Raw genomic sequence first — 25,092 nt, 5'->3', positions numbered from 1 at the left:
GAGGAACGTCATGGCTCAGCATGTCCGCGACATCATGACCGGCGACCCGGTCACCGTCGAGCCGCAGACCTCCGTCGCCGAGGTGGCGCGCATCATGCGCGACGAGGACCTCGGAGTCGTCCTGGTGACGGACGGCGACCAGCTGCGCGGGCTGGTCACCGACCGGGACCTCGTGGTCCGGTCGGTCAGCAAGGGCGGCGACCCGGAGCGGATCACCGTGGCCGGCGCGTGCAGCGACGAGGTGGTCACCGTCAGCCCCGACGACGACCTGGTCCAGGCGGTGCGGCTGATGCGCGAGCACTCCGTACGCCGCATCCCGGTCCTCGACCACGGGCACCCCGTGGGCATCGTCTCCCTGGGCGACCTGGCCATGGAGCGCGACCCGGAGTCGGCACTCGGCGACATCAGCGCCGCGCGCCCCAACGCCTGACCGGCGGCGACCCGATGGACGGCCCCGCGCACTCACCGTGCGCGGGGCCGTCGTGCGTCCCGGAACACCGGTCGGCGGCGGGGGAGTTCGACGGCAGGGCACCGGCGTCCCGGTCCGGGTTTGTTCGGTTTCTCCCTGGGGACTCGAACAGCAGTGGAAGCAGAAGGAAGATGATGAGTCGTGGAGTCCATGGACACCAGTGAGAAGCCCGTCGTCCGTCAGCACGAGACCGGCTGGTCGAAGGCACGCCGCCTGCGCGGAAAGGCCGCGCTGCGGACCTGCCTCCCCGCCGTCGAGGACCGGGGCACCCCGCAAGCGGTCCGCTCCGGAGCCGAGTGGAACATCGTCCGGGGTGAGGACTGACCCCCCTCCGCGGGACCGCGCGGCGACGACCCGGGTAACTCCGCGCGTCGACAACTAAAAGAAGTGATGTTCACATCCGCCGGATCACGACTAAGGTGAACCGAATGAAGGCTCTCGTGCTGTCCGGCGGCGCAGGAACAAGACTGAGGCCGATCACACACACGTCGGCCAAACAACTGGTACCCGTGGCCAACAAGGCCGTGCTGTTCTACGGGTTGGAGTCGATCGCCGAGGCCGGCATCACCGACGTGGGCATGATCGTCGGGGAGACGGCCGAGGAGATCGAGGAAGCGGTGGGGGACGGGTCGAAGTTCGGCCTCGACGTCACCTACATCCCCCAGGAGCGGCCCCTCGGGCTGGCCCACGCTGTGCTGATCGCCCGGGACTACCTCGGCGACGACGACTTCGTGATGTACCTCGGCGACAACTTCATCGTCGGTGGCATCACCGGCCTCGTCGACGAGTTCCGCGCACACCGGCCCGACGCCCAGATCCTGCTCACGCGCGTGGCCGACCCACGCGCCTTCGGCGTCGCCGAACTCGACCCGTCCGGCCGGGTGATCGGCCTGGAGGAGAAGCCCGACCAGCCCAAGAGCGACCTCGCGCTGGTCGGCGTCTACATGTTCACGCCCCTCATCCACGAGGCGGTCCGCGCCATCGAACCCTCCTGGCGCGGCGAACTGGAGATCACCCACGCCATCCAGCACCTGATCGACACCCGCGCCGACGTGCGCTCCACGGTCATCAAGGGCTACTGGAAGGACACCGGCAACGTCGGCGACATGCTCGAGGTGAACCGCACGGTCCTCGAAGCCATGGAGCGCCGCGTCGACGGCGAGGTGGACGACGCGTCGGAGACCATCGGGCGCGTCGTGCTCGAAGAGGGCGCGCGGATCGTCAACTCCCGTGTCGTCGGACCGGTCGTCATCGGCTCGGGCACCGTCGTCAGCAACTCCTACGTCGGCCCCTTCACCTCCGTCGCGGAGAACTGCCGGATCACCGACAGCGAGCTGGAGTTCTCCATCGTGCTGCGGGACTCCTCGATCCAGGGCGTCGGCCGCATCGAGGCCTCGCTGATCGGCCGGCACGTCGAGGTGACCCCCGCCCCCAGCGTCCCCAGCGCCCACCGTCTCGTCCTCGGAGATCACAGCAAGGTGCAGATCACTTCATGAACCTCCTCGTCACCGGCGCCGCCGGGTTCATCGGCTCCCGCTACGTCCGCGCCCTGCTCGCCTCGGACGCGCCCGACGCGCCGCGCATCACCGTGCTGGACAAGCTCACCTACGCCGGCACCCTCGACAACCTCGAACTGACCCACCCCCGCCTGGAGTTCGTGCAGGGCGACATCTGCGACGCCGAGCTCGTCGACAAGCTGATGGCCGGCGCGGACCAGGTCGTGCACTTCGCCGCCGAGTCCCACGTCGACCGGTCGATCAGCGGCGCCGCCGACTTCGTCCGCACCAACGTCCTCGGCACCCAGACCCTGCTGGACGCCGCCCTGCGCTACGACGTGGGCCCCTTCGTGCACGTCTCCACCGACGAGGTCTACGGCTCCATCGAGTCCGGCTCCTGGCCGGAGGACCACCCGCTCCAGCCCAACTCGCCGTACTCCGCCTCCAAGGCCTCCTCCGACCTGCTGGCCCTGGCCTACCATCGCACCCACGGCCTGGACGTGCGCGTCACGCGCTGCTCCAACAACTACGGCCCGCACCAGTTCCCCGAGAAGGTCATCCCGCTGTTCGTCACCAATCTCCTCGACGGCCACAAGGTGCCGCTCTACGGCGAGGGCCGCAACGTCCGCGACTGGCTGCACGTCGACGACCACTGCCAGGGAGTCGACCTCGTCCGCACGAAGGGCCGGCCCGGCGAGATCTACAACATCGGCGGCGGCACCGAACTGACCAACAAGGAACTCACCGGCCTGCTCCTGGACGCCTGCGGGGCGGACTGGGACCGGGTGGAGTACGTCGAGGACCGCAAGGGCCACGACCTGCGCTACTCCGTCGACTGCTCCAAGGCCCGCGCCGAACTCGGCTACCGCCCCCGCCACGACTTCACCACCGGCCTCGCCGAGACCGTCGCCTGGTACCGCGACAACCGGGCCTGGTGGGAGCCCCTGAAGCGGCGCGTCGCCCAGGAGCGGGCATGAGGTGGCTGATCACCGGCGCAGGCGGAATGCTCGGCCGTGACGTCGTCGGGGAACTGACCGGCCGCGGTGAGACCGTCGTGGGACTCGACCGCGCCGCCCTGGACATCACCGACCCCGAAGCCGTCGACGCCGCCGTGCGGGAGCACCGCCCCGACCTCGTCGTGAACTGCGCCGCCTACACCGCCGTCGACGACGCCGAGACCGACGAGGCCCGCGCCCTGGAGATCAACGGCGACGGTCCCCGCTTCCTGGCCCGGGCCTGCGCCGCGCACGAAGCCCGCCTGATCCACGTCTCCACCGACTACGTCTTCTCCGGCGAAGCCCGCACCACCCCCTACCCGGAGGACCACCCGACCGGCCCACGCACCGCCTACGGCCGTACCAAGCTGGCAGGGGAACGGGCCGTGCTGGAGGAGCTTCCGGGGGCGAGCGCGGTGCTGCGCACGGCGTGGCTCTACGGCGTCCACGGCTCCAATTTCGTCCGGACCATGATCGGGCTGGAAGCCCGCCGCGACACCCTCGACGTCGTCGACGACCAGCGCGGGCAGCCCACCTGGAGCGCGGACGTCGCCGAGCGGATCGCCGGCCTCGGCCCCCGGCTCGGCCCCGACGTGCACGGCGTCTTCCACGCGACCGACTCCGGCGAGGCCACCTGGTACGACCTCGCCCGCGAGGTGTTCTCCCTCATCGGCGCCGACCCGGACCGGGTGCGCCCCACCAGCAGCGCGGCCTTCCCCCGGCCGGCGCCCCGCCCGGCGTACAGCGCCCTCGCCCACGGACGGTGGCAGGAGATCGGCCTGCCGCTGCCGCGCGACTGGCGCTCCGCCCTGCATGAAGCACTGCCCCGCATCCGCAAGGAAGGTCTTCCTCGTGAAACGCCATGAGTTCCTCCGGGAACTGCACAAGGTCAGCGCCAATCGCAACTACCTGGAGATCGGCGTCAACGACGGGCGCAGCCTGACGCTGTCCCGCGTCCCCAGCATCGCGATCGACCCGGCCTTCAAGGTGGTCTCGGAGCTGAGGTGCGACGTCCACCTGGTGAAGGCCACCAGCGACGACTTCTTCGCCCGCGACAACCCGCTCCAGCACCTCAAGGGCGGCCGTCACCCGCTGCGCAACCTGCGCCGCGGCCGCAGCCCGATCGGCTACTGGCGCAAAACGACGCTGGACCTGTCGTTCATCGACGGCATGCACCTGTTCGAGTTCGCGCTGCGCGACTTCATGAACGTCGAGCAGTACTCGGACTGGGGCAGTGTGATCGTCCTGGACGACATGCTGCCGCGCAGCATCGACGAAGCGGCCCGGGACCGGCACACCAACGCCTGGACCGGCGACGTCTACAAGATCACCGAGGTGCTGGCGCGCTACCGCCCGGACCTGGTCACGGTGCAGGTGGACACCGCGCCCACCGGCCAGCTGGTCGTCTTCGGCGCCGACCCGGACAACCGGGTCCTGCACGACAAGTACGACGAGATCATGGCCGAGTACAAGATCCCCGACCCGCAGAAGGTCCCCGAGGCGATCCTGGAGCGGGCCGGCGCGGTCCGCCCCGAGACCCTCCTGGGAGCGGGCTTCTGGCGTCCCCTCACTCAGGCCCGTAACCGCGGTCTGCCCCGCTCCATCGGCTGGGAGCCCCTGCGCAAGGCCCTTCAGCAGGTCGGCGTGAGCCGCTGAACGACGGCGCCGGCCACCGCCCGGGGGCGGCCGGCGCCGACGGCCTCCCTCGCCTGGCGCGACACAGGCCCGGACGCTGCGCGCGTCCGGGCCTGCGGTGTGTCCGAGGGGTGGCCGAGGGCTACGTCCCCTGCCCGCCCCGCAGTTCCTCGTAGTAGGCCCGGCAGGCCTCGTACGACGGCAGCAGCCCCTGGCGTTCCGCCTCGGCCAGGGTGGGGGCCTGCTCGTCCTTGGGGGAGAGGAGCGGGGTGATGCCCTCGGGCCACTCGATGCCCAGCGCCGGGTCGAGGGGGTGGATGCCGTGTTCACGGCCCGGGGCGTAGCCCTCCGAGCACAGGTAGACCACCGTCGCGTCGTCCGTGAGGGCCATGAACGCGTGGCCGAGGCCCTCAGCGAGGAACACCGCGTGCCGCGTGTCGTCGTCGAGCCGTACCGCCTCCCACTTCCCGTAGGTGGGGGAGCCCACGCGGATGTCGATCACCACGTCCAGGACGGCACCGCGTACACAGGTGACGTACTTGGCCTGGCCGGGCGGCACGTCGGCGAAGTGCACGCCCCGCAGCACGCCCCGCCGCGAGACCGAGCAGTTGGCCTGGGCCAGCGACAGGTCGTACCCCGTCGCCTCGCGGAACTCCGCACCCCGGTACCACTCGTGGAAGCTGCCCCGGTCGTCCGGGAAGATCTTGGGCTCCAGGACCCAGGCGCCCTCTATACCCAGGGGTCGCATACCGTCACCGCCCTCCGGTCCTGATACGGGAATTCACCTTCCGGCGCGCGGCCCCGAGCACGCGTCGCGCGCGCCGGGCCAGCCGCAGCGCGACACCGGGCCCCGGCACCGGCGTCACCAGCACGCTGCCGCCCCCGGCCCGCAGCGCGAACGGCAGACCGGTGAAGCGCGCCTGGTCGGAGTGCGGGTTCAGGCACACGGCGACCCGCCAGACGTCGCCCGACAGGTCCTCGGCGGGCAGGTCCGCCGCCAGCACCGAGGCCGGCCGGTCCGCCTCGGGGGACAGCGTGCCCGGTACCTCCAGGATCCGGCGGGAGGAGACGAACCTCAGCCGCACGTCGGTGTCGCCCGTGACGTGCACCGGGAGCAGGACCCGGAACCGCTCGTCGGACACGCTGACGTCGCCCAGTTGCACGCGGCCCAGCCCGAGGCGCTTGCCGCGCGGGCGGAGCTCCAGGGAGAGGTTGCCGTGCGGTTCGGTCCAGTACAGCAGGACCGGGCGGTCGCCGACGACGGCCACTTCCGGAGTGGGCCGGTCCTCGCGTGGCGCCGGACCCAGCCGGCATTCCTTGGTCCAGCCGCCCGTCTTCACCCGGACGAGCGCGTCCCAGGCGCCGTCACGCGGCAGGGCGGCCGGATCGACGGTGGCGGTCGCCCGCAGCACCAGCCGGACGTCCTCGCCGTCCCCGACCGGCACGGTCTCGCGCGTGAACTCCACCGGCTGGAAGTACTGCGCGGCGCTGGAGCGCTCCCGCAGCAGCAGATCGGCCGTGGCCTGCCCGAAGCGCGCGGCGGTCTCCGAGGCCACCCACCGCACGGCCTCGGTCACGTCCTTCGGCACGTCGGTCAGGGGCGCTGCCTCGGCGCCGGCCGGGAACAGCATCGGCTCGCCGCCGGACAGGTACTCGGCCGTGAAGTCGATGCGGAGCAGGCCGTCGCCCCATGCGATGTCCCCGGGGGTCGCCCGGGGGGCGACGCCGGCCTCCCACTCCGCGAAGGCCACCACGTCGTCGTACCGGTCGGCCGCCGTCAGCGCGGCGACGACCTGCTGCGTCGGCTGCAGACCGGCCGCGACACCGGGCCCGAAGCGCTCGACGACGACCTCGTGAATCTCCGCGAACAGCTCCCTGCGGTAGTCGTCCGGCAGGTTCAGCAGCCGCCGGGACCGCAGCCGCTCCACCATCTCCACCCGCAGCCAGCGCCGGAACAGCCGGTCCCGCACCGGACCGGGCTCGGTGTACCGCTCGACGACGTCGAGGGCCTCGCGCAGGTTCTTGAAGTAACCGACCGGGTCGAAGCGTTCGAAACCGGCGTTGGAGCCGTCGTCCCGCCGGAGGTGGTAGTAGCAGACGTAGTCGCTGAGCACGGAGACGTTCTCCGCGCGCAGATACGCCTCGGCGATGAAGACGTGGTCCTCCAGGCGCCGCCTGCCCTCGGGGAAGCGCAGGCCGATGCGGTCCAGGAAGGCGCGGCGGAACATCTTGTGCGGGGTGAGGCTGTCGATGAGCGGGGCGTTCTCGACGGTGGCGCGCGGATGGTTGCGGCGGAACAGCTCCACCGGCACCCCGCGGCCCTTCCCGGCCATCTTGCCCACGACGACGTCGGCGCCGTTGGCCACGCCGTACTCGTACATCCGCTCCAGGGCCTCGTCGCCCAGGTAGTCGTCGTTGTCGACGAACATCACGAACTCGCCCCGGGAGGCCTCGATGCCGACGTTGCGGGGCTTGCCCGACCAGCCGGAGTTCTCCTGGTGGATGACCTTCATCCGGGGGTCCTCGGCGGCGAGTGCGTCGAGCCGGGCCGGCGTCTCGTCGGTCGAGCCGTCGTCGACGAAGATCACCTCGAACTCGTCCGGAGGCAGCGACTGCCGCTGCAGCGAGGAGATGCAGTCCTCGATGTAGATCCCCGGGTTGTACACGGGGATGATGACGCTGACCTTGACCGGCATCGGGTTTCCGGGCCCCTTCGGGTCGCTCGCCGTAGACGTCCTGTTGTAGTGCGTGTTGCCCGATGCTAACCCGCTCGGCGAGGCCGCCTCACCTTTCGAGACCTCGCCGTGATCATCTCTGTCCGCGGGCAACTGAGCTGCGCAGTCTGTCTGTTCGCGGTCAAAGTGCTTCGGCCGGGCACTTCAGTCGGCGACATTCACGCCGTAGCTCCGTGCCAGGGCGCCCAGACCTCGGTCGTACCCCTGCCCCACCGTGCGCAGGCGCCACAGCGGGCCGCGGCGGTAGAGCTCGGCGAGCAGCAGGGTGCGCTCCGTGGTCGCGGCGTCCAGAGTGGCCTGGACCAGGGGTGCGGCGCTGGGTCCCGGCCCGGAGCTGATGTGGATCGCGCCGACGTCGCCGAAGGTGGGCGAGCCGTCGATGGCGGCGGCGACCACGACCTTGCGGGCCGAGGGCGGCAGTGCGGCGAGATCGACGCCGATCGTCTGCTCGGTCGGCCCGTCGCTGTGCAGCCGCACCGTCCCGCCCGGGTTCTCCGGCGCGCCGTAGAAGACGAAGTCCTCGTCGAAGCAGACCTGTTCGTCCTCGTCGACGACGAAGGCGACCACGTCGATCTCGCACGACGTCTGCTGCGCCCAGGCCGCGGTCACGGTCCAGGGCACCGCGGCGGCGGATCCGCTCGGCTGCGGCAGGTCGATGACACCGCCGCGCGGGAGGACCCGCGGTGCCGCCGGCCCGCCGCCCTGCCGGGCGAGCGGGGTGATGACCGGCGCGTCGAGCCACGCCGCCTCGTGCGTGGGGAAGGCGAGGGCGGTGATCCGCTTCATCCGGCGGTCCCGTTCGCCGCCCTCCAGGAGTACGACGTCGGTGACGCTGGAGGAGAGGTTGATCGCCGCTGCTCCGCCGAGTTCGACGATCCGGCCGCGGGCCGCGACGGCATCGGGATGCGTACCACCGAGCACCAGGACGCGCCGCCCGGAGAGCGGGCGGTCCTGGGCGGCCGGGTGTGCCGGACGCGGTGGCACGGACGGCGCCGATGACGCCGGCTCGGGGAGGGTGGCGGCGGGCGGCGCGGGCTCCTGGACCGGCTGCGGGATGCGGGCCGGGGCGGGGGGCGTCGCGGGAGAGGGGATCGCGGCTTCCGGGCTTCGGGTCCGCTCGTGCGGTGTCCCCGGCCGTACGTCCCCCAGCAGCCGCACGAACGTGGACTCGTCGAGCACCGGCACCCCCTCGGCCAGCGCGCGCCGTGCCTTGCCGGAGCCGGACGAGGCGTCGTTGGTGACCAGTGCGCTGGTGTGCCGGCTGACGGACGCCATGACGTTCAGCCCGGCCTCGGCGGCCTGCCGCTCCAGCTCCGCGCGCGGGGTCAGCGTCTCACCGGTGATCGCGACCTTCATGCCCTGCACCAGTGGTCCGCCCGGCTCCGGCCGCCCCGGATTGCGGTAGGCGCACGGCGTCTTGGGCGTCCGGGGAGCGAACCGGGGGTCCTGGCGGGGCGGGCAGGACACGAACGGCAACGGCAGTTCGAGGCGCGCCGCCTCCCGCAGCGAGGCACGCAGCACGCCCGCCAGCACCCGGGTGTCGTCGAGCGCGTCGTGCGCCCTGACCTGGGGGACGCCGTAGTGGGCGGCGAGCGTGCCCAGCCTGAGATCCTCGGTCGGCGGATCGACCCGGCGGTTCAGTGCGAGGGTGCACAGGCGACGGGCCACCGGCAGCGCGGCGCCGGCGCGGGCGAACTCGTGGGCGAGGAAGTCGTAGTCGAACTGCGCGTTGTGCGCGACGAGCACCCGGTCCCGCAGCATCCCGGCGATCCGCGGCGCGACCTGGTCGAAGACCGGCGCACCGCGCAGCCTCTCGGCCGTGAGCCCGTGGACATGCACCGGCCCGGGATCGCAGCCGGGGTCGAGGAGCGTCGAGAACTCCTCCCTCTGCTCCCCGTCCGGCCCCAGCACCACCACGGCCACCGACAGCACCCGGTCCCGACGGGCGACGAGTCCCGACGTCTCCACGTCGAGCACCGCCCAGTCATGGGCGTAGTCGCGCAGGCCGGGCTCGTCGAAGGCAGGAGAGAGGAGAGGCATGGACGAAGGATGGAGGGATCTTCACCGGCTCTTCAACCCGGATGTCGATTCATCCGTATAAGTGGATATCGAACGACACCCTCTAGGGTGATGATGTGCGACTGCTCCTGATGTCCGACACCCACCTGCCCAAGCGCGCCAAGGTCCTGCCCGGCCCCCTGCTCGCCGAAATCCCGCACGCCGACGTCGTGTTCCACGCCGGGGACTGGGTCGACTCCGAGACGCTCGACCTGCTGGAGGCCCGCTGCCGGCGGCTCGTCGGGGTGTACGGCAACAACGACGGGCCGGAGCTGCGCGCCCGGCTGCCGGAGGTGGCGTACGCGGAACTGGAAGGGGTGCGGTTCGGCGTGATCCACGAGACGGGCGCCAAGCAGGGCCGGGAACAGCGGTGCGCCGCCCGCTTCCCCGGCCTGGACGTGCTGGTCTTCGGCCACAGCCACATCCCCTGGGACACCATGGCGCCCACCGGCCTGCGCCTGCTGAACCCGGGCTCCCCGACGGACCGCCGCCGCCAGCCGCACTGCACGTACATGACCGCCACGGTCGCCGACGGGCTGCTCACGGACGTGGAGCTGCACCGTCTGCCGCCGCGCGCACCACGCTGAACCGGCCGGCCGGGGCATGACATGATCGCCGGATGGCTCAGGACGAGGGGTACCTCCTGGACAACCGGCAGTCCGAGGCCGGAACGCGCTTCGACGCTCTGGCGGCCCTCTTCGACGCCTCGACGTTCCGGCACCTCGAAGCGGCCGGGATCGCCGAGGGGTGGCGGTGCTGGGAGGTCGGGGCCGGCGGGCCGAGCGTGGCGGCGTGGCTGCGCGAGCGGGTCGGGCCGCGCGGCCGCGTGCTCGCCACCGACATCGACGTGTCCTGGACGGGTACGGCCGCCACCGCGGGCGTAGAGGTGCTCCGGCACGACGTGGGCCGCGACGACCCTCCGTCCGGCCCCTTCGACCTGGTGCACGCCCGGCTCGTCCTGGTCCACGTCACCGAGCGCGACGCCGCGCTGCGCGCCATGGTCCGGGCGCTGCGCCCGGGCGGGCTGCTGCTGGTCGAGGACGCCGATCCCGCGCTCCAGCCGCTGATCTGCCCCGACGAGCACGGCCCCGAGCAGGAGCGGGCCAACCGGCTCCGCAGCGGCTTCCGCGACCTGCTGCGGCAGCGCGGCGCGGATCTCTCCTACGGGCGCAGACTGCCCCGGCTGCTGCGCGAGGCGGGCCTGGTGGACGTGGAGGCCGACGCCTACTTCCCGGTCACCTCGCCCGCCTGCGACGCCCTGGAGGCGGCCACCGTCCGTCAGGTGCGGGACCGGCTCGTCGCCGCCGGCCTCGCCACGGACGAGGAGATCGACGGGCATCTCGCCGCCGTCGAGGCGGGACGCCTGGACCTCGCCACCTCGCCGATGATCTCGGCGTGGGGCCGCCGGCCGGCAGGCGACGGTTCGCGACTTCTCCCTTAGAGTCGGCCCCATGACGCAGGCACCGGCCCTGGACCGTGGCGCGCGGTCCCGTGACGCGATACTGGACACCGCCGGCGAGTTGATGTCGCGCCACGGCTACGCCGCCACGTCCATCTCGATGATCTCCACCGCGTGCGGTCTGCCGGTGAGTTCGATCTACTGGCACTTCCGCAGCAAGGACGGGATCTACGTCGCGGTGCTGGAGCGCGCCAGAACCGCGCTGCTGGCCGCCCTGCCCCCGGCCGAGGTGCCGGGCGCCGACGCCGTTGAGCGTCTGGACACCTTCCTCACGAACCTCGCGGGCGCCTTCCGGCATCACCCGCGAGGCGTGAAGCTGCTGTTGGGGCTGGGCATGGTGCAGAAGGACGCCAGTGCGGCCGCCGTGGCCGAGGTGCGTCACTACCGCGACGCGCTGGTGGTCTGGGCCCGGGATTCCGTCAGCTCGGTCTTCGCCCTGCGTGACCGCCCCGAGGTGGCGGAGGAGCTGGCGCGCTTCACGCTGAGGATGACGAGCGGCACTGCGGTGGCCCGCTGGTTCGATCCGGACGTGGTCCTGGAGGCCGAACCGCTGCGCGTGGCCCTGCTGGCGCTGGCCGCCCACCACGGCGTTCCCGTGCGGGACGCCCCCGGCGCGGACGGCCCCTCCGCCGGGGGCACGCCCAGGCCCGCACCTTGAGGTCACGCCCCCGGCGCGTGTGTCGCGGGGGTCATCTCACGGCCTCGTAGGAGCCGATGTCGCAGCCGGTGCCCTGAGGGCGCGTGACGCCGCGCTGGTCGGTGGCCGGGCAGTCGTCGGCCGCGTCCAGGCCGGGGCTTCCGGGGAGCAGCGCGACCGTGTCGGTGGGGCCGCCGTTGTTCGCCAGCGGTCCGGTCACGGGGGTGCGGCTGGGCAGGTCGCCCGTGGCGGTCAGCCGGCAGCTGCCGTCGCCGTCGAGGTTGTGGCCCTGCGACGTGATGGTGGCGAAGGCCCTCTTGCAGTCGGCGGGCGCGCCGCCGACGGTGTTGTCCGCGATGACGGAGTTGCGCAGCGTCATGCGTCCGAGGGGCAGATCGACGATGTCGGGGATCGGCGCGGGCAGACTGTCGAGATAGGCGGGGGCGATGTTGATCCCGCCTCCGCCATCGCTGGAACGGTTGCCGGTGATGGTCGAGTTGAGAATCTCCACGAGCCCGATGCCCCGGATGTCGATGCCTCCGCCGTAACCGGCGAGGCTCCCGGGGCGGTCGCCGGGGTTCGTCACCCGGTTGTCGGCGATCGTCGAGTTGGTCACGGTGCCGGTGTCGTCGAACCTGATGCCGCCGGCCTCTCCCGCGGCGTTCCCGCTGACGGTGCTCTCGATCAGGTCGAGGTGGGAGTCCGGGACGTTGAAGATGCCGCCGCCGTAACCGGCGGAGTTCCCTCTCACGGTGACCCGGCGCAGCGTCATGTGGTGTCCGTTGGCGATCGCGCCACCACCGGTGTCGGTGATGGGCAGTTCGCGTTGCCTGGCCACCCCGCCGGTGATCGTCAGATCGGACAGCCGGGAGTCCGCCTGCATGCGGAAGGCCCGGTCCAGGCGGTTGGCGTCGATGACGGTGGTCCGTGCGCCGGCACCCTTGATCGTGACGGGGGCGGTGACGTTCAGGTCGCCCGTGGTGGGGTCGGGGTTGTCGCCGATGATCAGCCGCGGGTCGGGCGGGATCGTCAGCCGGTAGTGGCCGGGAGGCAGCGTGATCGTACTGCCCGGCCGTGCGTTGGCGGCCATTACCGCGGCACGCAGGCTGCACCCGCCCGAGGCGGTGCGACACCGGCCGTCCGCGGCATCGGCGTCGACGGCGTCGGACGTGGTGTCCACGGTGAACTCCGCAGGACCGGAGTCCACGGGCGCGGCGGCGTGGGCGACGGGAGGCGCGGCGGTGGCTAGGAGGACGGCGGAGATTGCGGCCGTGACGGCTGTGCGTTTCATGGGGGAACCCCTCTCGGCGAGGCATCCGGGCGTACCAGGACTCGGCTTCTGCGAGGACTTCGTGCTGGTGAGCGATGCGCGGCTCGTACGGGGAAACGGCGTCGGCGCGACCGGGGGCGCGCCTTCCGGGCACCGCCCCGCGGCTCTGGAGGGAGCGTTCCATTCAGACCGACGCGTGTCCACCGGCGAACTCGGAATTGGCCGAATGGGGATGAGCCCCGGGGCGCGGGGGTACGCGCGGACGATCGGGCCCGAAGCGGTACGCGCGGACGTGATGTCGCAGGTGCGGCCGCAGAGCGGGAACGCGGCGGCCTTCGTGGCCGGCCTGCTGTGCCCGCACCGGCCACGAGCACCTCGAGGCCGGTCAGGTGACGGTTCGTCTTCTTCGGGCGTCCCTCGCCCGTGGTCCCTCTATGACTCCGCGAAGCCGGTGGCGTCGAAACCGGGTTCCAGTTCCACACCGGTGGCGCTCAGGAAGAAGGCCACCATGTGGTACTGCCCCACCAGCATGACGATCTCGATCAGGTCGGCCTCGTCGAAGTGCTCGGCCAGACCCGCCCAGGGGGCGTCGGACACCGTGGCATCGCGGTTCAGCTCGTCCGCCGCGCGGATCAGGTGCCGCTGGAGGCCCGTCCAGCCGGGTGCCTCCGGCCCTTCGCCGATGCGGTCGATGTCCGCGTCCGCGACGCCCTCGGCCCTGGCCAGGGGGAGGTGCCGCCCCCACTCGTACCGCGAGCCGGTGTTCCACGCGGTGCGCAGGATCAGTAACTCGCGCACGTCTCCCGGCAGTCGGCCGCTGACGAGCAACTGACCGCCGAACGGCAGGAACTGCGCGTAGAGGTCGGGATGGCGCACGAGCGTGGTGAAGATGTTCGGGATCCCGTCCCCGGGGTCGTGGGGAGCGATGGCCAGCAGGTCCCGGGTCCTCGGGTCCCTCTGCGCCTCGGGGAGCGGCGTCAGCCGCGGACGGGTCGGTCGGGCGGCTTCGTGGCGCTGTGGCATGGCGGCCTCCAGTCTCCGAGGGACTCACCCTAGGAGACCGCGCTCAGCGAGTGAGAGGCCCGGAGTGGTCAGCCGGCCGGGTCGAGAAGGATCTTGCGGACGCCGTCGGAGCGGCTTGCGAACAGTTCGTACGCGGCCGGGCCTTCGGAGAGGGCGAAGCGGTGGGAGACCACGGCCTCGGGCCGGAGCCGGCCGGCCCGGGTGAGGGCGATCAGGGGAGGGAGTTCGTAGTGCACCGAGCACAGCCCGATGGCGAACTCCAGTTCCTTGACCTGCGCCAGGTACATGTGGAACGGGAACGCCTTGTTCTGGCTGACGCCGATGACGCTGACCCGGCCGGCCTGCCGGACGGCCTTGAGGGCGAGTTGGATGGTGGCGTCGGAACCCACCGCCTCCACCACGGCGTCCGGCCCGCGGCCGGCCGTCATGTCCCGGACGGCCGCCCGCGTGTCGTCACCCTCGACCGGCTCGACGCCCAGCCCGGCGGCGAAGGCGCGGCGCTCCGCGACCAGGTCGACGCCCAGCACCCGGGCCGCGCCCATCGCGAAGGCGGACTGGGCGGCCATGAGGCCGACCGGGCCGAGGCCGATGACCAGGACGGTCTCGCCGGGCTGGATGCGGGCACGGCGGCAGCCGTACCAGGCCGTGGGGGCGTTGTCCGTCAGCACGACGGCGGCGTCGTCGGAGATGTCCTCGGGCAGGTGCACCAGATTGACGTCGGCGCAGGGCACGGCCAGGAGTTGGGCCTGGCTGCCCGGGAGCTTCCGGCTCACTCCGTAGCAGAGCTCCGTGCTCGACGCCGCGCGTTCGCAGCGGGCGGTGAACCCGGCCGCACACTGCCCGCACCGCGCACAGCCGACGGACGCGGGCACCAGAACACGGTCGCCGGGCTTGAAGCGGGTGACCTGGCCGCCGGTGTCGACGACCACGCCGACACCCTCGTGTCCCGGTGTGTAACCCAGGTCCGGGCTGAAGGCGTTGCCGCCGTAGATGTGCAGGTCGCTGCCGCAGATCCCGGCCGCGGTCACTCTCACCACCGCGTCGGCGGGGCTGGTGACGGCCGGGTCGGGGACCTCGCCGTAACGGATGTCGTGACGGCCGTGGTAGGTCAGTGCCTTCATCGGATCTCTCCCTCCCCTCGGGCCCGGTCAGTCCGCGATCTTCAGCACCAGCTTGCCGTGGTTGTCACCGCGGAACAGGCGCATCAGGGTCTCGGGGAACTCCGCGACAGAGCCGGACACCACGTCCTCCAGGGACTTCAGCCGGCCCTCCGCCCGCCACGCGGCCATCTGCGTGATGCCCTCCGCGTACCGGTCGGCGTAGTCGAACACCACGATGCCCGTCATGGAGGCGCGGTTGACCAGCAGCGACAGGTAGTTGGCGGGGCCTTGCGGCTTGGTGCTGTTGTACTGGGAGATCGCGCCGCAGACGACCACGCGGGCGCCGCGCGCCAGCCGCAGCAGCACGGCGTCCAGAACGTCGCCGCCTACGTTGTCGAAGTACACGTCGACGCCGTCGGGGGCGTGCTCGCGCAGGGCCTTGCGGACGTCCTCGCTCTGGTAGTCGATACACGCGTCGAACCCGAACTCGTCCACCACCAGGCGGCACTTGGCCTCGCCGCCCGCGATGCCGATGACCCGGCAGCCCAGGATCTTGGCGATCTGCCCGACGACGCTGCCGACGGCCCCGGCCGCTCCGGAGACCACGACGGTCTGCCCCGGCTCGGGACGCCCGACCTCGATCAGGCCGAAGTAGGCCGTCAGGCCGGACATGCCGAGCGTGCCGAGATAGGTCGGCAAGGGGGCCGCCGCGGGGTCGACCTTGGTCACGCCGCGCCCGTCCGAAAGGCAGTACTCCTGCACGCCGAACGTGCCCGACACATGGTCGCCGACTTCGAACCCGGAGTGCCGTGAGGCGACCACCCTGCCCACCGCGCCGGCGCGCATCACCTCGCCGATCTCCACCGGGCGGATGTAGGACCGGCCCGCGTTCATCCAGCCGCGCATCGCCGGGTCGATCGACAGGCAGAGCACCTGCACCAGGAACTCGCCGTCGCCCGGCTGTCCGGCCGGCTCCTCGGCGAGCTGCCAGTCGGTGGGGCGCGGCTCTCCCACGGGACGCGCGGCCAGGCGTATCTGGCGGTTGATCGTGCTCATCTCCGGAGCCTCTCCTCGGCGGCATACCGTCCAGTCGGTACGGCCGTGAGCGTACGGGTGCCCGCCGTCCGAGGCAAGAGCGGACCGGCCACGACTTACGGATCATGCCGGTGCCGGTGCCGGTGCCGGTGCCGGTGCCGGTGCGGGCAGGGAGCTACTCCTCTCCCGGCACCGCCATCTCCCCGAGGAGCGACCAGTCGTCCTGCGGGACGCTCGCGTTCACGATGCGCGGCGTCTCGGCCAGATGCGGGGGCAGCGTCTGCTGGGCGGCCCGGAAGTGCGCGGACTGCACGTGGGCGGCTCCGGCCTCGTCGTCGCGGAAGGCCTCGACGAGGACGTACTCCGTCGGCTCGTCCACGCTGCGCGACCAGTCGAACCACAGGCAGCCGGGCTCGGCGCGCGTCGCGCGGGTGAAATCGGCGGCGATCTCGGGCCAGCGGTCGGCGTGCTCGGGGCGGACACGGAACTTCGCGGTGATGAAGATCATCGTAATCCCTTCGGTGAAGTGCTGAAGTGCTGAGGTGCAATGGGGTTCAGGAGGAACGGTACGGATGCACCGCCCCCTCCGTCGCGGTCAGCGGCGCGCCGCTGCCGCCCCAGCGCAGTGCCACGATCTCCGCGGCGACGGACACCGCCACCTCCTCGGGCGTACGGGCCCCCAGGTCGAGGCCGACCGGTGAGCGCAACCGGGACAGCTCGCGTTCCGTGAGTCCGGCCTCGGCCAGCCGTGCGGCCCGCTCGGCGTGGGTGCGGCGGCTGCCCATCGCCCCGATGTAGGCGGCCGGGCGGCGCAGTGCCTCCGTCAGCAGCGGCACGTCGAACTTCGGGTCGTGTGTCAGGACGCAGATGACGGTGCGCTCGTCCGTGGCGGTCTCGCGCAGATAGCGGTGCGGCCACTGCGCGACCACCTCGACGCCCTCGGGGAAGCGCCGGGGCGTGGCGAAGACGGGGCGGGCGTCGCAGACGGTGACCCGGTAGCCGAGGAAGTCCCCGATGCGGGCCACGGCCGCCGCGTAGTCGATCGCGCCGAAGACCAGCATCCGCGGCGGCGGTGCGAAGGACTGCAGGAACACGCTCACGGAGTCCTCGCGGCGCTGCCCCTCGGGCCCGTAGTGCCGCAGGCCGGTGGCGCCGAGCGCGAGTCCGCCGCGGGCGTCGGCGGTCACGGCCGCGTCCAGGCCGCTCGCGCCGAGCGTGCCGAGGGTCCGGTCCGGCCAGACGGCGAGGGCCGCCCCGCGCGGCGCCGGCCCGTCGGTCACGGTCGCCACCGTGACCGGCTCACCCGCCGCGACCGAGTCCGCGATGGCGCCGAAACCGGGATCCCGCACGGGCGTGACTTCGCGCACCAGGACGGTGATCTCACCGCCGCAGGTCAGGCCGACCGCGAAGGCGTCCTCGTCGCTGTAGCCGAAGGTCTCCAGACGGGCCTCGCCGCCCGCGGCGACCTCCTGCGCCAGTTCGAACACGGCGCCCTCGACACACCCCCCGGACACACTGCCCACCACCTCGTCGTCCGGGCCCACCGCCATCGCCGCGCCCGGGTCGCGCGGTGCGCTGCGGCTGACGCCGACGACCGTCGCGAGGCCGAACGGGACCCCGGCCGCGTACCAGCGGCCGAGCACCGGGAGAACGTCCCGCACAAGCCGCTCCTCTCCTTGCGCGCACCCCACCGGGTACCCCGGCAGCGGTTAATTCCGTTGTGACTCCCCGTGCCGGTCTGGTGCACTGCACAGGTCAGCGACGTCACCGACTCCGGAGGAGTTCCGAATGCGCACTGCGTGCATGTCCCCCCAGCCAGGAACGGACCTCTCTCCGAAGGACATGACGCTTCGTGCACATGCTCAACCTTGGAATTCTCGCCCATGTCGACGCGGGTAAGACCAGCCTGACCGAGCGGCTGCTCCATTCGGCCGGGGTGATAGACGAGATCGGCAGTGTCGACGACGGGAACACCCGCACCGACACCCTCGCCCTGGAGCGGCAGCGCGGCATCACCATCAAGTCCGCCGTCGTGTCTTTCCCGCTCGACGGCGTGACCGTCAACCTCATCGACACCCCCGGCCACCCGGACTTCATCGCCGAGGTGGAGCGTGTCCTCGGCGTGCTGGACGGCGTCGTCCTCGTCGTCTCCGCCGTCGAAGGAGTGCAGGCGCAGACGCGTGTGCTGATGCGGACGCTCCAGCGGCTGCGTATCCCGACCCTGCTCTTCGTGAACAAGATCGACCGGAGCGGGGCACGCCACGACGAGGTGCTGCGGGAGATCGCGGCCCGGCTGACCCCCGCGATCGTGCCGATGGGCACCGCCACCGGCCTCGGTACCCGCGCGGCCGGCTTCACCCCCTCTCCCGGACCGGCGGCCGGCGCCCTCGACGTCCTGACCGGACACGACGACGTCCTGCTGGCCGCGTACGTCGAGAACACCGTCACGGACTCCCTGCTGCACGGCTCCCTCGTCGCGCAGACCCGGGAGGCGCTCGTCCACCCGGTGTACTTCGGGTCCGCCGCGACGGGCGCGGGCGTGGCGGCGCTCCTGTCCGGCATCGAGACGCTGCTGCCGGCGGCGGAGGGGAATGCGGACGGGCCGGTCTCCGCCACGGTGTTCAAGGTCGACCGGGGCCCGGCGGGGGAGAAGGTCGCCTACGCCCGGATGTTCTCCGGGACCCTGCGCACCCGCGACCGGATCCCCTTCGGCACGGACGGCGCCGAGGGCCGGGTCACCGGCATCAGCGTCTTCGGGCACGGCACGGACACCCGTGCCGACTCCGTCGCGGCCGGCCGGATCGCCCGCCTCACCGGGCTCGGAGACATCCGGATCGGTGACGCGATCGGCGAACCGCGCAAGACGTACGAGCACGTCTTCGCCCCGCCGACCCTGGAGACGGTCGTCGTCCCCGGCCCGGACACGCACCGGGGAGCGCTCCACCTCGCCCTCACCCAGCTCGCCGAGCAGGACCCGCTGATCGGCCTGCGGCACGACGAACGCCGCCAGGAGACCTCCGTCTCGCTCTACGGCGAGGTGCAGAAGGAGGTCATCCAGGCCACCCTCGCCGACGAGTACGGCCTCGACGTCGGGTTCCGCGAGACGACGCCGCTCTGCGTCGAACGGCCCGTCGGCACCGGGCAGGCCGTGGAGTTCAACAAGAAGGACCCCAATCCGTTCCTCGCGACGGTCGGTCTGCGCGTCGAGCCCGCACCGATCGGCTCGGGCGTCCGCTTCCGCCTGGAGGTGGAGCTCGGGTCGATGCCCTACGCCTTCTTCAAGGCCGTCGAGGACACCGTGCGCGAGACCCTCGACCAAGGCCTGCACGGCTGGCAGGTCACCGACTGCGTGGTCACCATGACGCACAGCGGCTACTCGCCCCGCCAGAGCCATGCCCACCAGGGCTTCGACAAGAGCATGTCGAGCACCGGGGCCGACTTCCGGGGTGTGACCCCGCTGGTGCTGACCGAGGCGCTGCGCCGGGCCGGGACGCGGGTCCACGAGCCGATGCACCGCTTCCGGATCGAGGCCCCCGCCGACACGCTCGGCGCCCTGCTGCCGGTCCTCGCCGGGCTCGGGGCCGTACCGGAAACGACGCGGAGCCGGGACGACGTCTGCGTCCTCGAAGGCACTGTGCCGGCCGCCCGGGTGCACGCCCTCGGACAGCGGCTGCCGGGACTCACCCGGGGCGAGGGCGAGTTGGAGAGCTTCTTCGCCCACTACGCGCCCGTCACGCACGGCACGATCCCCGAGCGCCCGCGCACCGACCACAACCCGCTGAACAGGAAGGAGTACTTGTTGAACGTGACACGGAGGGTCGGTGGCTGACGTGTGAGGGTTGTCCGGACGGGAACTTACTCCAGAGTCAGGGGTGTTGACGGTGTCCTGATATCGCCGGACTGTAGTGGACATGCCGACTATCCGAGCGCGTCTCCTGGTCGTCCTGGTCGTCCTCTTCGGTTCGGTCTCGGTGGCGGGCGTCCCGCCGGCCGCCGCCGCGTCCCCTCCCGGCTCCCTCTGGTTCGACGACCCGGCCGTCACCGTGCGGGACGGCCGCTTCACCGACGCCCACGGCCGCGAGATCGTGCTGCGCGGCTACAACGTCTCCGGCGAGACCAAGCTCGCGGAGAACAAGGGCCTGCCCTTCGCCTCGGTCGCCGACGCCCGCACGTCGGCGACCGCGCTGCGCGCCCTCGGCGGCGGCAACACCGTCCGCTTCCTGCTCTCCTGGGCCTACGCCGAGCCCGAGCGCGGCCGGGTGGACACGGCCTACCTGGCCGCCGCCACCGACCAGATGAAGGCCTTCCTCGACGCAGGCATCCGCGTCTACCCCGACTTCCACCAGGACCTCTACTCCCGGCACCTGTTCGACGCCGACAGCTGGTACACCGGCGACGGCGCCCCCAAGTGGGCGGTGGACGCCGGGAACTACCCCGACGAGTCCTGCGGCATCTGCCTCTTCTGGGGGCAGAACATCACCCAGAACGAGGCCGTGAAGCGCGCCACGTACGACTTCTGGCACAACGCGCACGGCGTGCAGGACGCCTTCCTCGCCACCGCCGAGAAGACCATGCGGTACGTGCAACAGCACTTGACCGCCGACCAGTTCAAAGGCGTCGTCGGCTTCGACCCCTACAACGAACCGCACGCGGGCGTCTACGACTCCGGGCAGACCAGCCGCGCCTGGGAGAAGGATGTCCTCTGGCCCTTCTACGAGAGGTTCCGGGCCCGCATGGACACGGCCGGCTGGCGTGACAAGCCCGCGTTCGTCGAGCCGAACCTCTTCTGGAACGCCAACCTGGACTTCCAGAAGCAGGAGGGCGGCCTGCTGGACGCCGGCACCCTCGGTCCGCGCTACGTCTTCAACACGCACTTCTACGACCAGAAGGCCATCTCCGGCGTCTTCATGTGGGGCAAGGCGGCCGACGGCCAGTACGCGGGTGACTTCCGCACCGTCCGCGACCGGGCCGCCGCCGCGCGGACGGCCGCCGTGGTCAGCGAGTTCGGACACCCGCTCGCGGGCAACGTCTCCGACAAGGCGCCGACGGTCCTCAAGGCGATGTACCAGGCCCTCGACTCCCGGCTCAAGGGCGCCGACTGGTGGACCGACCCGGCGGCCTCGGGACCCGTGCTCTCCGGCTCCCAGTGGCAGTGGGACATCTACAACGGCCGCCATCGCGAGCTGATGAACGGCAACCCCGACAAGGTGCTCACCGCCGGCGACGCCTGGAACGACGAGGACCTCTCCGCCGTACGCCTCGACGACACGGGCAAGGCCGTGCTGCGCCAGGACGCCCGGCTCATCGACCGTCTCTACCCGAGCGCCACGGCGGGTGAGACCGTCGGCTTCACCTACGAGGACCGCTCCCGGGACGGCTCGACGACCCTGACCTGGAACCCGGTGCCCGGCTCCCTGCCGAACGTGCAACGACTCGTGGGATCAGGGCAGTACGGGCTGCTGCTGTGGCGTTCGAACGGCGGCCCGGCACCCACCGAACTGCACCTGCCAGCGAGCTTCCCGGCCGCGTCCACCACGGTCGTCTCCGACCTGGGCACGGTCCACGGCCCGCCGGCCTACACCTCGACGACCCCGGTCGGCGTGGCGCAGGAGCCCGGTGGCACGGGAAGCCGCCGCCTGCTGCTCACCGCGCCGGACTCGGGCGTCCTGCACTACGCGCTGGTGACCAACGGGGCGACGGCTCCCTCGGCGGAGCTGCTCGCCGCGGCCCGTTCCGAACTGGCGGCCTGGGCGGCGAAGGAGGTCAGCCGGCGGAAGGGCTAGTCCAGTCGGCCTGCACCTTGCCGAGCCGGACGCGCTGCGGGTGGTCACCGACCGGTACGGACACGATCTTCTTCCCGGTGGCGAAGTCGATGGCCGTGACCTGGTCGGTGCCGCTCTCGGAGACCACACAGGACTTGCCGTCACCGCTGACCGTGGCCCAGTAGGGCTTGGAGGCGGTGACGAGCGGGCCCTCCTGGAGGGTGGCGCGGTCGACGACGGTGGCGTAGTCGTCCATCGTGCCCGCGACGCACAGCTTGCGGCCGTCCGGGCTCATCGAGATGCCGTGGTGGCGCGAGTCGTTGACGAAGGTCGTGCGGTCGTCGCTGGTCGCCGGGTTCTTCGGCAGGGTCTTGGTGCGGGTGATCTTGTCGGTGGCGATGTCGTACTCGAAGAAGCCGTTGAAGAAGGAGACCTGGAAGTACAGCTTCGACTCGTCCGGCGAGAAGACGGCCGGGCGGACGGCGTCGGAGTGGTCCTTGAGGCCGAGCGCGTCCAGCTGCGGGCGCATGTCGATGACCTTGACCTGCTTGTACGTCGTGGCGTCGACGACGGTGATGCGCCGGTCGCCCTTCGTCCAGTCCAGCCACGGGGCGTCGGTCTGCGTGTTCACGTCGCCGATCGCCATGTTGTAGATGTACTTGCCGTCCTGGGTGAAGATGTTCTCGTGCGGCTTGTCGCCGGTGCCGAACTTGCCCAGTTCCCTGCCGGAGACGATGTCCAGGACGTGCACGGTGTTGGAGGTCGACGCCGACACCGCGACCCGCTTGCCGTCGGGGGAGACGGCCATGTGGTCGGAGCGGTAACCGGACACGGGGAAGCGCCAGTTGAGCTTCCCAGAGGCGAGGTCGATCGAGACCACGTCGGCGAAGCTCGGCCGGGAGACGACCACCGAGGTCCCGTCCGGCGTCGAGTACATGTCGTCGACGAACTGGTCGTGGCCCTCGCCCACGCTGTTGCGGATCGCCATGAAGTAGATCCACTTGATCGGGTCGGCGTTGATCGCCGCCATCCGCTCGTCCTTGTCGGGGATGACGTTGATCCGGCCGATCTTCGCGAAGTCGCCGGAGGACCGGATGACGTCGGCGGTGCCGTCCCAGTTGTTGCCCACGAACATCACCTCGCGCAGCGCGGTGGAGGAGCCCGGGGTGGCCGCGGTGGCGGCGGTCGCGGGAACGGTGGCGGTCAGGGCGAGGGCTGCGGCTACGGAGCACAGGTGCCGGCGTCGGAAGACGGGCATGACTGCTCCCCTCTCTGCTGGGGGTGTCTGCGGGGCGCGCGAAATCTGAACACACGTGCTTTCAGAGTCAACTTACTGAAAAGTAAGGAAGGGGCGGCCTTCTCCACAAGACCGCGTGCACGACAAAATCGGTGTCTGACGACGAAGGGAGAGCCGGTGCCGGGCAGACTCAGAGCGCCGACCGGCCGCTACGGCGGCAAGACCGCGGAGGAACGGCAGGCCGAGCGGCGCCGGCGGTTCCTCGACGCCGCCCTCCACCTGTTCGGCGACGCCCCCGGCTTCCGCTCCACCACGGTCGCGGCCCTCAGCGAGACGGCCGGGCTCTCCACCCGCCAGTTCTACGAGGAGTTCCGCACCCTGGAGGACGTACTCGCCGCGCTGCACCTCCAGGTCAACGGCTGGGCGGAGGCGGCCGTGCTGGAGGCGGCCGCGGGCGCCGCGGACCTGCCGCTCGTCGAGCGTGCCACCGCCGTCTTCCGCGCCTACGCCGGAAACCTCGCCGCCGATCCGCGCCGGATCCGCATCACCTTCGTCGAGATCATCGGCGTCAGCCCGCGTCTGGAGGAGCAGCGGCTCGCCCGCCGGGCCGGCTGGGTCGACCTCATCTGCGCCGAGGCCGAAGCGGCCGCCGCCCGTGGAGAGGCCGCCCCCCGCGACTACCGCCTCGCCGCGACGGGCTTCATCGGCAGCGTCAACGGCCTCCTGCACGACTGGAGCGCCGGCTGGGTCGACGCGACACTCGACGAGGTCGTCGACGAACTGGTCCGGCAGCTGCTGGGGATCCTGCGGCCGCCGGGGTGGAAGCCGGAAGGGTGAGGGCGGGGGCCGGGTGAGGGTGGCTGCGGGGGCGGCGAGCGTCCTGCCGCACGCCGCACGGACCCTGACCGGTCCCGGCCCTGCCGGGCGGGACTCGCGTCGGCGCTCCCCGGATCGGCTCACGGCCACCCGGCGCGGTTGCGGGCGTGGGCCGCTTCCTGTTCGCGGTGCGCTGGAAGCTCGGAGCGCTGCTCGGCCGGGACAAGCCGGACTCGGGCGTCGGCGGCCGGGTGGCGACGCTGCGCGACCGGCTGCCGGACGACTTGCGCGAAGGGCCGCAGGGGCCCGACCTCAGCTCGGCGCCCTTCACATCGGGTTTCCAGTCGCATGACGAACGGGCCGCCGAGTACGCCAGCAAGACCATGCACGGAGTGATGCACATCGGCTGGGTCTCCGACGGGAACGGCGGCTACCGCGGCCAGCTGGACGTTCTGGTGAAGCCCAACGGCCGCATCGGCTCCCTGTACATGCTCGCTGTCCGACCTCTCCGGTACCTGGGGGTGTACCCGGCGCTCATGCGGTCGATCGGCCAGGAGTGGCGAGAGAACGCGGAGCGCCGAACAGCACGCTGAGGGCACCTGAACCGCTCAGACCGACGCCAGTACCACCACATCCACCGCCACCAGCAGCGCCACCCCCAGCAGCAGTCCGGCCAGCAGCCGGGTGCGGAGCGTGCGGTACAGCGCCTCGTACTCGCCCCGCAGTTCCTCCCCGCGCCGCGCCGTACGCTGCCACGACGCCCGGGCGAGGGCGAGATGCTCCGCCGTGAACTGCCGTTCCACCTGCGCCCGTTGAACCTCCGGCAGCCCGTCGAGCCCGGCAGCGAAGCGGACGGCGGCCCTCCGGGACTCCTCGCGCGCGGCGGCGGCGAGCAGATGTCCCTCGACCTCGTTGTGGAACGCCCGCAGGTCCACGGGGAGCCCTTCCATGGCGGTCATCGGAGCGTCAACTCCCGCTCCGCCGCCGCGATGGCGTCATGGTGCAGGTCGAACGCCGGGGATTCGCTGCGGATCTTCGGCAGGGCGATGAAGTTGTGGCGCGGTGGCGGACAGGACGTCGCCCACTCCAGGGAGCGGCCGTAGCCCCACGGGTCGTCGGCCGTGACCTTCTCGCCGTACTTCGCCGTCTTCCACACGTTGTAGAAGAACGGCAGCATCGACATGCCGAGCAGGAACGAGAAGACGCTCGACACCGTGTTGAGCGTGGTCAGGCCCTCCACCGCCAGATAGTCCGGGATCCGCCGCTGCATGCCCTCGGCGCCCAGCCAGTGCTGGACGAGGAACGTGCCGTGGAAGCCGATGAACAGCGTCCAGAAGGTGATCTTGCCGAGACGCTCGTCCAGCA

General features: G+C 71.6%; 25 protein-coding genes. 13 read left to right on the top strand and 12 right to left on the bottom strand.

The window, feature by feature from the left end; all coding sequences use genetic code 11:
* Positions 1-10 precede the first annotated feature (10 nt).
* The 6 genes from OO68_RS13330 (at position 11) to OO68_RS13305 (ending at position 4,616) form a co-directional block, all read left to right on the top strand.
* Positions 11-430, top strand: coding sequence for a CBS domain-containing protein (locus OO68_RS13330; protein WP_033308540.1), 420 nt, complete (start codon positions 11-13; stop codon positions 428-430).
* 180 nt (positions 431-610) lie between these two features.
* A complete protein-coding gene (locus OO68_RS13325) occupies positions 611-793 on the top strand; it encodes a hypothetical protein (protein WP_033308539.1) in 183 nt (60 codons plus the stop codon).
* A gap of 104 nt (positions 794-897) precedes the next feature.
* Positions 898-1,965, top strand: coding sequence for a glucose-1-phosphate thymidylyltransferase (locus tag OO68_RS13320; RefSeq protein ID WP_033308538.1), 1,068 nt, complete (start codon positions 898-900; stop codon positions 1,963-1,965).
* Entirely contained in the window at positions 1,962-2,942 is a 981-nt protein-coding gene (rfbB, locus tag OO68_RS13315) for a dTDP-glucose 4,6-dehydratase (RefSeq protein ID WP_033308537.1), read from the top strand. Before OO68_RS13320 ends, rfbB begins: the two co-directional genes overlap by 4 nt.
* A complete protein-coding gene (rfbD, locus tag OO68_RS13310; RefSeq protein WP_033308536.1) occupies positions 2,939-3,826 on the top strand; it encodes a dTDP-4-dehydrorhamnose reductase in 888 nt (295 codons plus the stop codon). Before rfbB ends, rfbD begins: the two co-directional genes overlap by 4 nt.
* Positions 3,813-4,616 carry a class I SAM-dependent methyltransferase gene (locus OO68_RS13305; protein WP_033308535.1) on the top strand — a complete coding sequence of 268 codons (804 nt, stop codon included), beginning with the start codon at positions 3,813-3,815 and terminating at the stop codon, positions 4,614-4,616. Before rfbD ends, OO68_RS13305 begins: the two co-directional genes overlap by 14 nt.
* A gap of 121 nt (positions 4,617-4,737) precedes the next feature.
* Here OO68_RS13305 and rfbC read toward each other — a convergent pair whose 3' ends face one another.
* From rfbC to OO68_RS13290, 3 genes are all read right to left on the bottom strand, one after another.
* Entirely contained in the window at positions 4,738-5,343 is a 606-nt protein-coding gene (gene rfbC / locus OO68_RS13300) for a dTDP-4-dehydrorhamnose 3,5-epimerase (protein ID WP_033308534.1), read from the bottom strand.
* Between the two features lie 4 nt (positions 5,344-5,347).
* The gene (locus tag OO68_RS13295; protein ID WP_033308533.1) at positions 5,348-7,291 is read right to left on the bottom strand and encodes a glycosyltransferase family 2 protein; all 1,944 of its coding nucleotides are present in this window, start codon (positions 7,289-7,291) and stop codon (positions 5,348-5,350) included.
* A 183-nt stretch (positions 7,292-7,474) separates the two neighbouring features.
* Positions 7,475-9,370, bottom strand: coding sequence for a TerD family protein (locus tag OO68_RS13290; protein WP_033308532.1), 1,896 nt, complete (start codon positions 9,368-9,370; stop codon positions 7,475-7,477).
* Between the two features lie 95 nt (positions 9,371-9,465).
* Between OO68_RS13290 and OO68_RS13285 the strand changes: the two genes are divergently transcribed.
* Genes OO68_RS13285 through OO68_RS43070 form a run of 3 tightly spaced genes read left to right on the top strand, consistent with a single transcriptional unit; the run spans position 9,466 to position 11,505 of the window.
* A complete protein-coding gene (locus tag OO68_RS13285; protein WP_033308531.1) occupies positions 9,466-9,975 on the top strand; it encodes a metallophosphoesterase family protein in 510 nt (169 codons plus the stop codon).
* Between the two features lie 32 nt (positions 9,976-10,007).
* Positions 10,008-10,829: a methyltransferase domain-containing protein gene (locus tag OO68_RS13280; RefSeq protein ID WP_033308530.1), complete on the top strand. Its 822-nt coding sequence runs from the start codon at positions 10,008-10,010 to the stop codon at positions 10,827-10,829.
* A 10-nt stretch (positions 10,830-10,839) separates the two neighbouring features.
* On the top strand, positions 10,840-11,505 hold the full coding sequence (locus OO68_RS43070; protein WP_051814612.1) for a TetR/AcrR family transcriptional regulator: 666 nt from the start codon (positions 10,840-10,842) through the stop codon (positions 11,503-11,505).
* Between the two features lie 31 nt (positions 11,506-11,536).
* Here the strand turns inward: OO68_RS43070 and OO68_RS13270 are convergent, their stop codons facing one another.
* The 6 genes from OO68_RS13270 to OO68_RS13245 form a co-directional block, all read right to left on the bottom strand.
* Entirely contained in the window at positions 11,537-12,775 is a 1,239-nt protein-coding gene (locus OO68_RS13270; protein ID WP_033308529.1) for a choice-of-anchor Q domain-containing protein, read from the bottom strand.
* 411 nt (positions 12,776-13,186) lie between these two features.
* Positions 13,187-13,777, bottom strand: coding sequence for a carboxymuconolactone decarboxylase family protein (locus tag OO68_RS13265; RefSeq protein ID WP_033308528.1), 591 nt, complete (start codon positions 13,775-13,777; stop codon positions 13,187-13,189).
* A 68-nt stretch (positions 13,778-13,845) separates the two neighbouring features.
* A complete protein-coding gene (locus tag OO68_RS13260) occupies positions 13,846-14,898 on the bottom strand; it encodes an alcohol dehydrogenase catalytic domain-containing protein (protein ID WP_033308527.1) in 1,053 nt (350 codons plus the stop codon).
* A gap of 27 nt (positions 14,899-14,925) precedes the next feature.
* Complete coding sequence (locus OO68_RS13255) at positions 14,926-15,933, bottom strand: NADP-dependent oxidoreductase (protein WP_209442576.1); 1,008 nt, start codon at positions 15,931-15,933, stop codon at positions 14,926-14,928.
* Between the two features lie 154 nt (positions 15,934-16,087).
* Entirely contained in the window at positions 16,088-16,420 is a 333-nt protein-coding gene (locus OO68_RS13250; protein WP_033308526.1) for a putative quinol monooxygenase, read from the bottom strand.
* Between the two features lie 46 nt (positions 16,421-16,466).
* Positions 16,467-17,573 carry an XdhC family protein gene (locus OO68_RS13245; protein ID WP_033308525.1) on the bottom strand — a complete coding sequence of 369 codons (1,107 nt, stop codon included), beginning with the start codon at positions 17,571-17,573 and terminating at the stop codon, positions 16,467-16,469.
* A gap of 191 nt (positions 17,574-17,764) precedes the next feature.
* Between OO68_RS13245 and OO68_RS13240 the strand changes: the two genes are divergently transcribed.
* Both OO68_RS13240 and OO68_RS13235 read left to right on the top strand, forming a co-directional pair.
* Positions 17,765-19,741: an elongation factor G gene (locus tag OO68_RS13240; RefSeq protein ID WP_033308524.1), complete on the top strand. Its 1,977-nt coding sequence runs from the start codon at positions 17,765-17,767 to the stop codon at positions 19,739-19,741.
* Between the two features lie 82 nt (positions 19,742-19,823).
* Entirely contained in the window at positions 19,824-21,695 is a 1,872-nt protein-coding gene (locus OO68_RS13235; RefSeq protein ID WP_033308710.1) for a cellulase family glycosylhydrolase, read from the top strand.
* Here OO68_RS13235 and OO68_RS13230 read toward each other — a convergent pair.
* Complete coding sequence (locus OO68_RS13230; RefSeq protein ID WP_033308523.1) at positions 21,676-22,932, bottom strand: YncE family protein; 1,257 nt, start codon at positions 22,930-22,932, stop codon at positions 21,676-21,678. The two genes, OO68_RS13235 and OO68_RS13230, sit on opposite strands and share 20 nt — an antisense overlap.
* A 156-nt stretch (positions 22,933-23,088) precedes the next feature.
* Here OO68_RS13230 and OO68_RS13225 point away from each other — a divergent pair, with 156 nt between their 5' ends.
* Positions 23,089-23,748: a TetR/AcrR family transcriptional regulator gene (locus OO68_RS13225; RefSeq protein ID WP_033308522.1), complete on the top strand. Its 660-nt coding sequence runs from the start codon at positions 23,089-23,091 to the stop codon at positions 23,746-23,748.
* 146 nt (positions 23,749-23,894) lie between these two features.
* Entirely contained in the window at positions 23,895-24,320 is a 426-nt protein-coding gene (locus OO68_RS13220; RefSeq protein WP_329503685.1) for a DUF2867 domain-containing protein, read from the top strand.
* A gap of 15 nt (positions 24,321-24,335) precedes the next feature.
* Here the strand turns inward: OO68_RS13220 and OO68_RS13215 are convergent, their stop codons facing one another.
* Together OO68_RS13215 and OO68_RS13210 are read right to left on the bottom strand one after the other, a co-directional pair.
* Positions 24,336-24,686 carry a hypothetical protein gene (locus tag OO68_RS13215; RefSeq protein ID WP_033308520.1) on the bottom strand — a complete coding sequence of 117 codons (351 nt, stop codon included), beginning with the start codon at positions 24,684-24,686 and terminating at the stop codon, positions 24,336-24,338.
* Positions 24,683-25,092: cbb3-type cytochrome c oxidase subunit I (locus tag OO68_RS13210; protein ID WP_033308519.1), on the bottom strand; the 410-nt coding region annotated here is incomplete at its 5' end. The genes OO68_RS13210 and OO68_RS13215, both read right to left, overlap by 4 nt.

The organism is Streptomyces iakyrus (assembly GCF_000717055.1).
Lineage (GTDB): Bacteria > Actinomycetota > Actinomycetes > Streptomycetales > Streptomycetaceae > Streptomyces > Streptomyces iakyrus.
The sequence above is the reverse complement of the archived record's forward strand: the minus strand, read 5'-3'. Positions and strand labels throughout refer to the sequence as shown.

Bases quoted from the DNA above. Each gene is read 5' to 3' on its own strand.
- OO68_RS13320 (WP_033308538.1), top strand. From the start codon at position 898: ATGAAGGCTCTCGTGCTGTCCGGCGGCGCAGGAACAAGACTGAGGCCG.
- OO68_RS13330 (WP_033308540.1), top strand. From the start codon at position 11: ATGGCTCAGCATGTCCGCGACATCATGACCGGCGACCCGGTCACCGTC.
- rfbD (WP_033308536.1), top strand. From the start codon at position 2,939: ATGAGGTGGCTGATCACCGGCGCAGGCGGAATGCTCGGCCGTGACGTC.
- OO68_RS13235 (WP_033308710.1), top strand. From the start codon at position 19,824: ATGCCGACTATCCGAGCGCGTCTCCTGGTCGTCCTGGTCGTCCTCTTC.
- OO68_RS13215 (WP_033308520.1), bottom strand. From the start codon at position 24,686: ATGACCGCCATGGAAGGGCTCCCCGTGGACCTGCGGGCGTTCCACAAC.
- OO68_RS13230 (WP_033308523.1), bottom strand. From the start codon at position 22,932: ATGCCCGTCTTCCGACGCCGGCACCTGTGCTCCGTAGCCGCAGCCCTC.
- OO68_RS13260 (WP_033308527.1), bottom strand. From the start codon at position 14,898: ATGAAGGCACTGACCTACCACGGCCGTCACGACATCCGTTACGGCGAG.
- OO68_RS13295 (WP_033308533.1), bottom strand. From the start codon at position 7,291: ATGCCGGTCAAGGTCAGCGTCATCATCCCCGTGTACAACCCGGGGATC.
- OO68_RS13250 (WP_033308526.1), bottom strand. From the start codon at position 16,420: ATGATCTTCATCACCGCGAAGTTCCGTGTCCGCCCCGAGCACGCCGAC.
- OO68_RS43070 (WP_051814612.1), top strand. From the start codon at position 10,840: ATGACGCAGGCACCGGCCCTGGACCGTGGCGCGCGGTCCCGTGACGCG.
- rfbB (WP_033308537.1), top strand. From the start codon at position 1,962: ATGAACCTCCTCGTCACCGGCGCCGCCGGGTTCATCGGCTCCCGCTAC.
- OO68_RS13280 (WP_033308530.1), top strand. From the start codon at position 10,008: ATGGCTCAGGACGAGGGGTACCTCCTGGACAACCGGCAGTCCGAGGCC.
- OO68_RS13265 (WP_033308528.1), bottom strand. From the start codon at position 13,777: ATGCCACAGCGCCACGAAGCCGCCCGACCGACCCGTCCGCGGCTGACG.
- rfbC (WP_033308534.1), bottom strand. From the start codon at position 5,343: ATGCGACCCCTGGGTATAGAGGGCGCCTGGGTCCTGGAGCCCAAGATC.
- OO68_RS13270 (WP_033308529.1), bottom strand. From the start codon at position 12,775: ATGAAACGCACAGCCGTCACGGCCGCAATCTCCGCCGTCCTCCTAGCC.
- OO68_RS13290 (WP_033308532.1), bottom strand. From the start codon at position 9,370: ATGCCTCTCCTCTCTCCTGCCTTCGACGAGCCCGGCCTGCGCGACTAC.
- OO68_RS13255 (WP_209442576.1), bottom strand. From the start codon at position 15,933: ATGAGCACGATCAACCGCCAGATACGCCTGGCCGCGCGTCCCGTGGGA.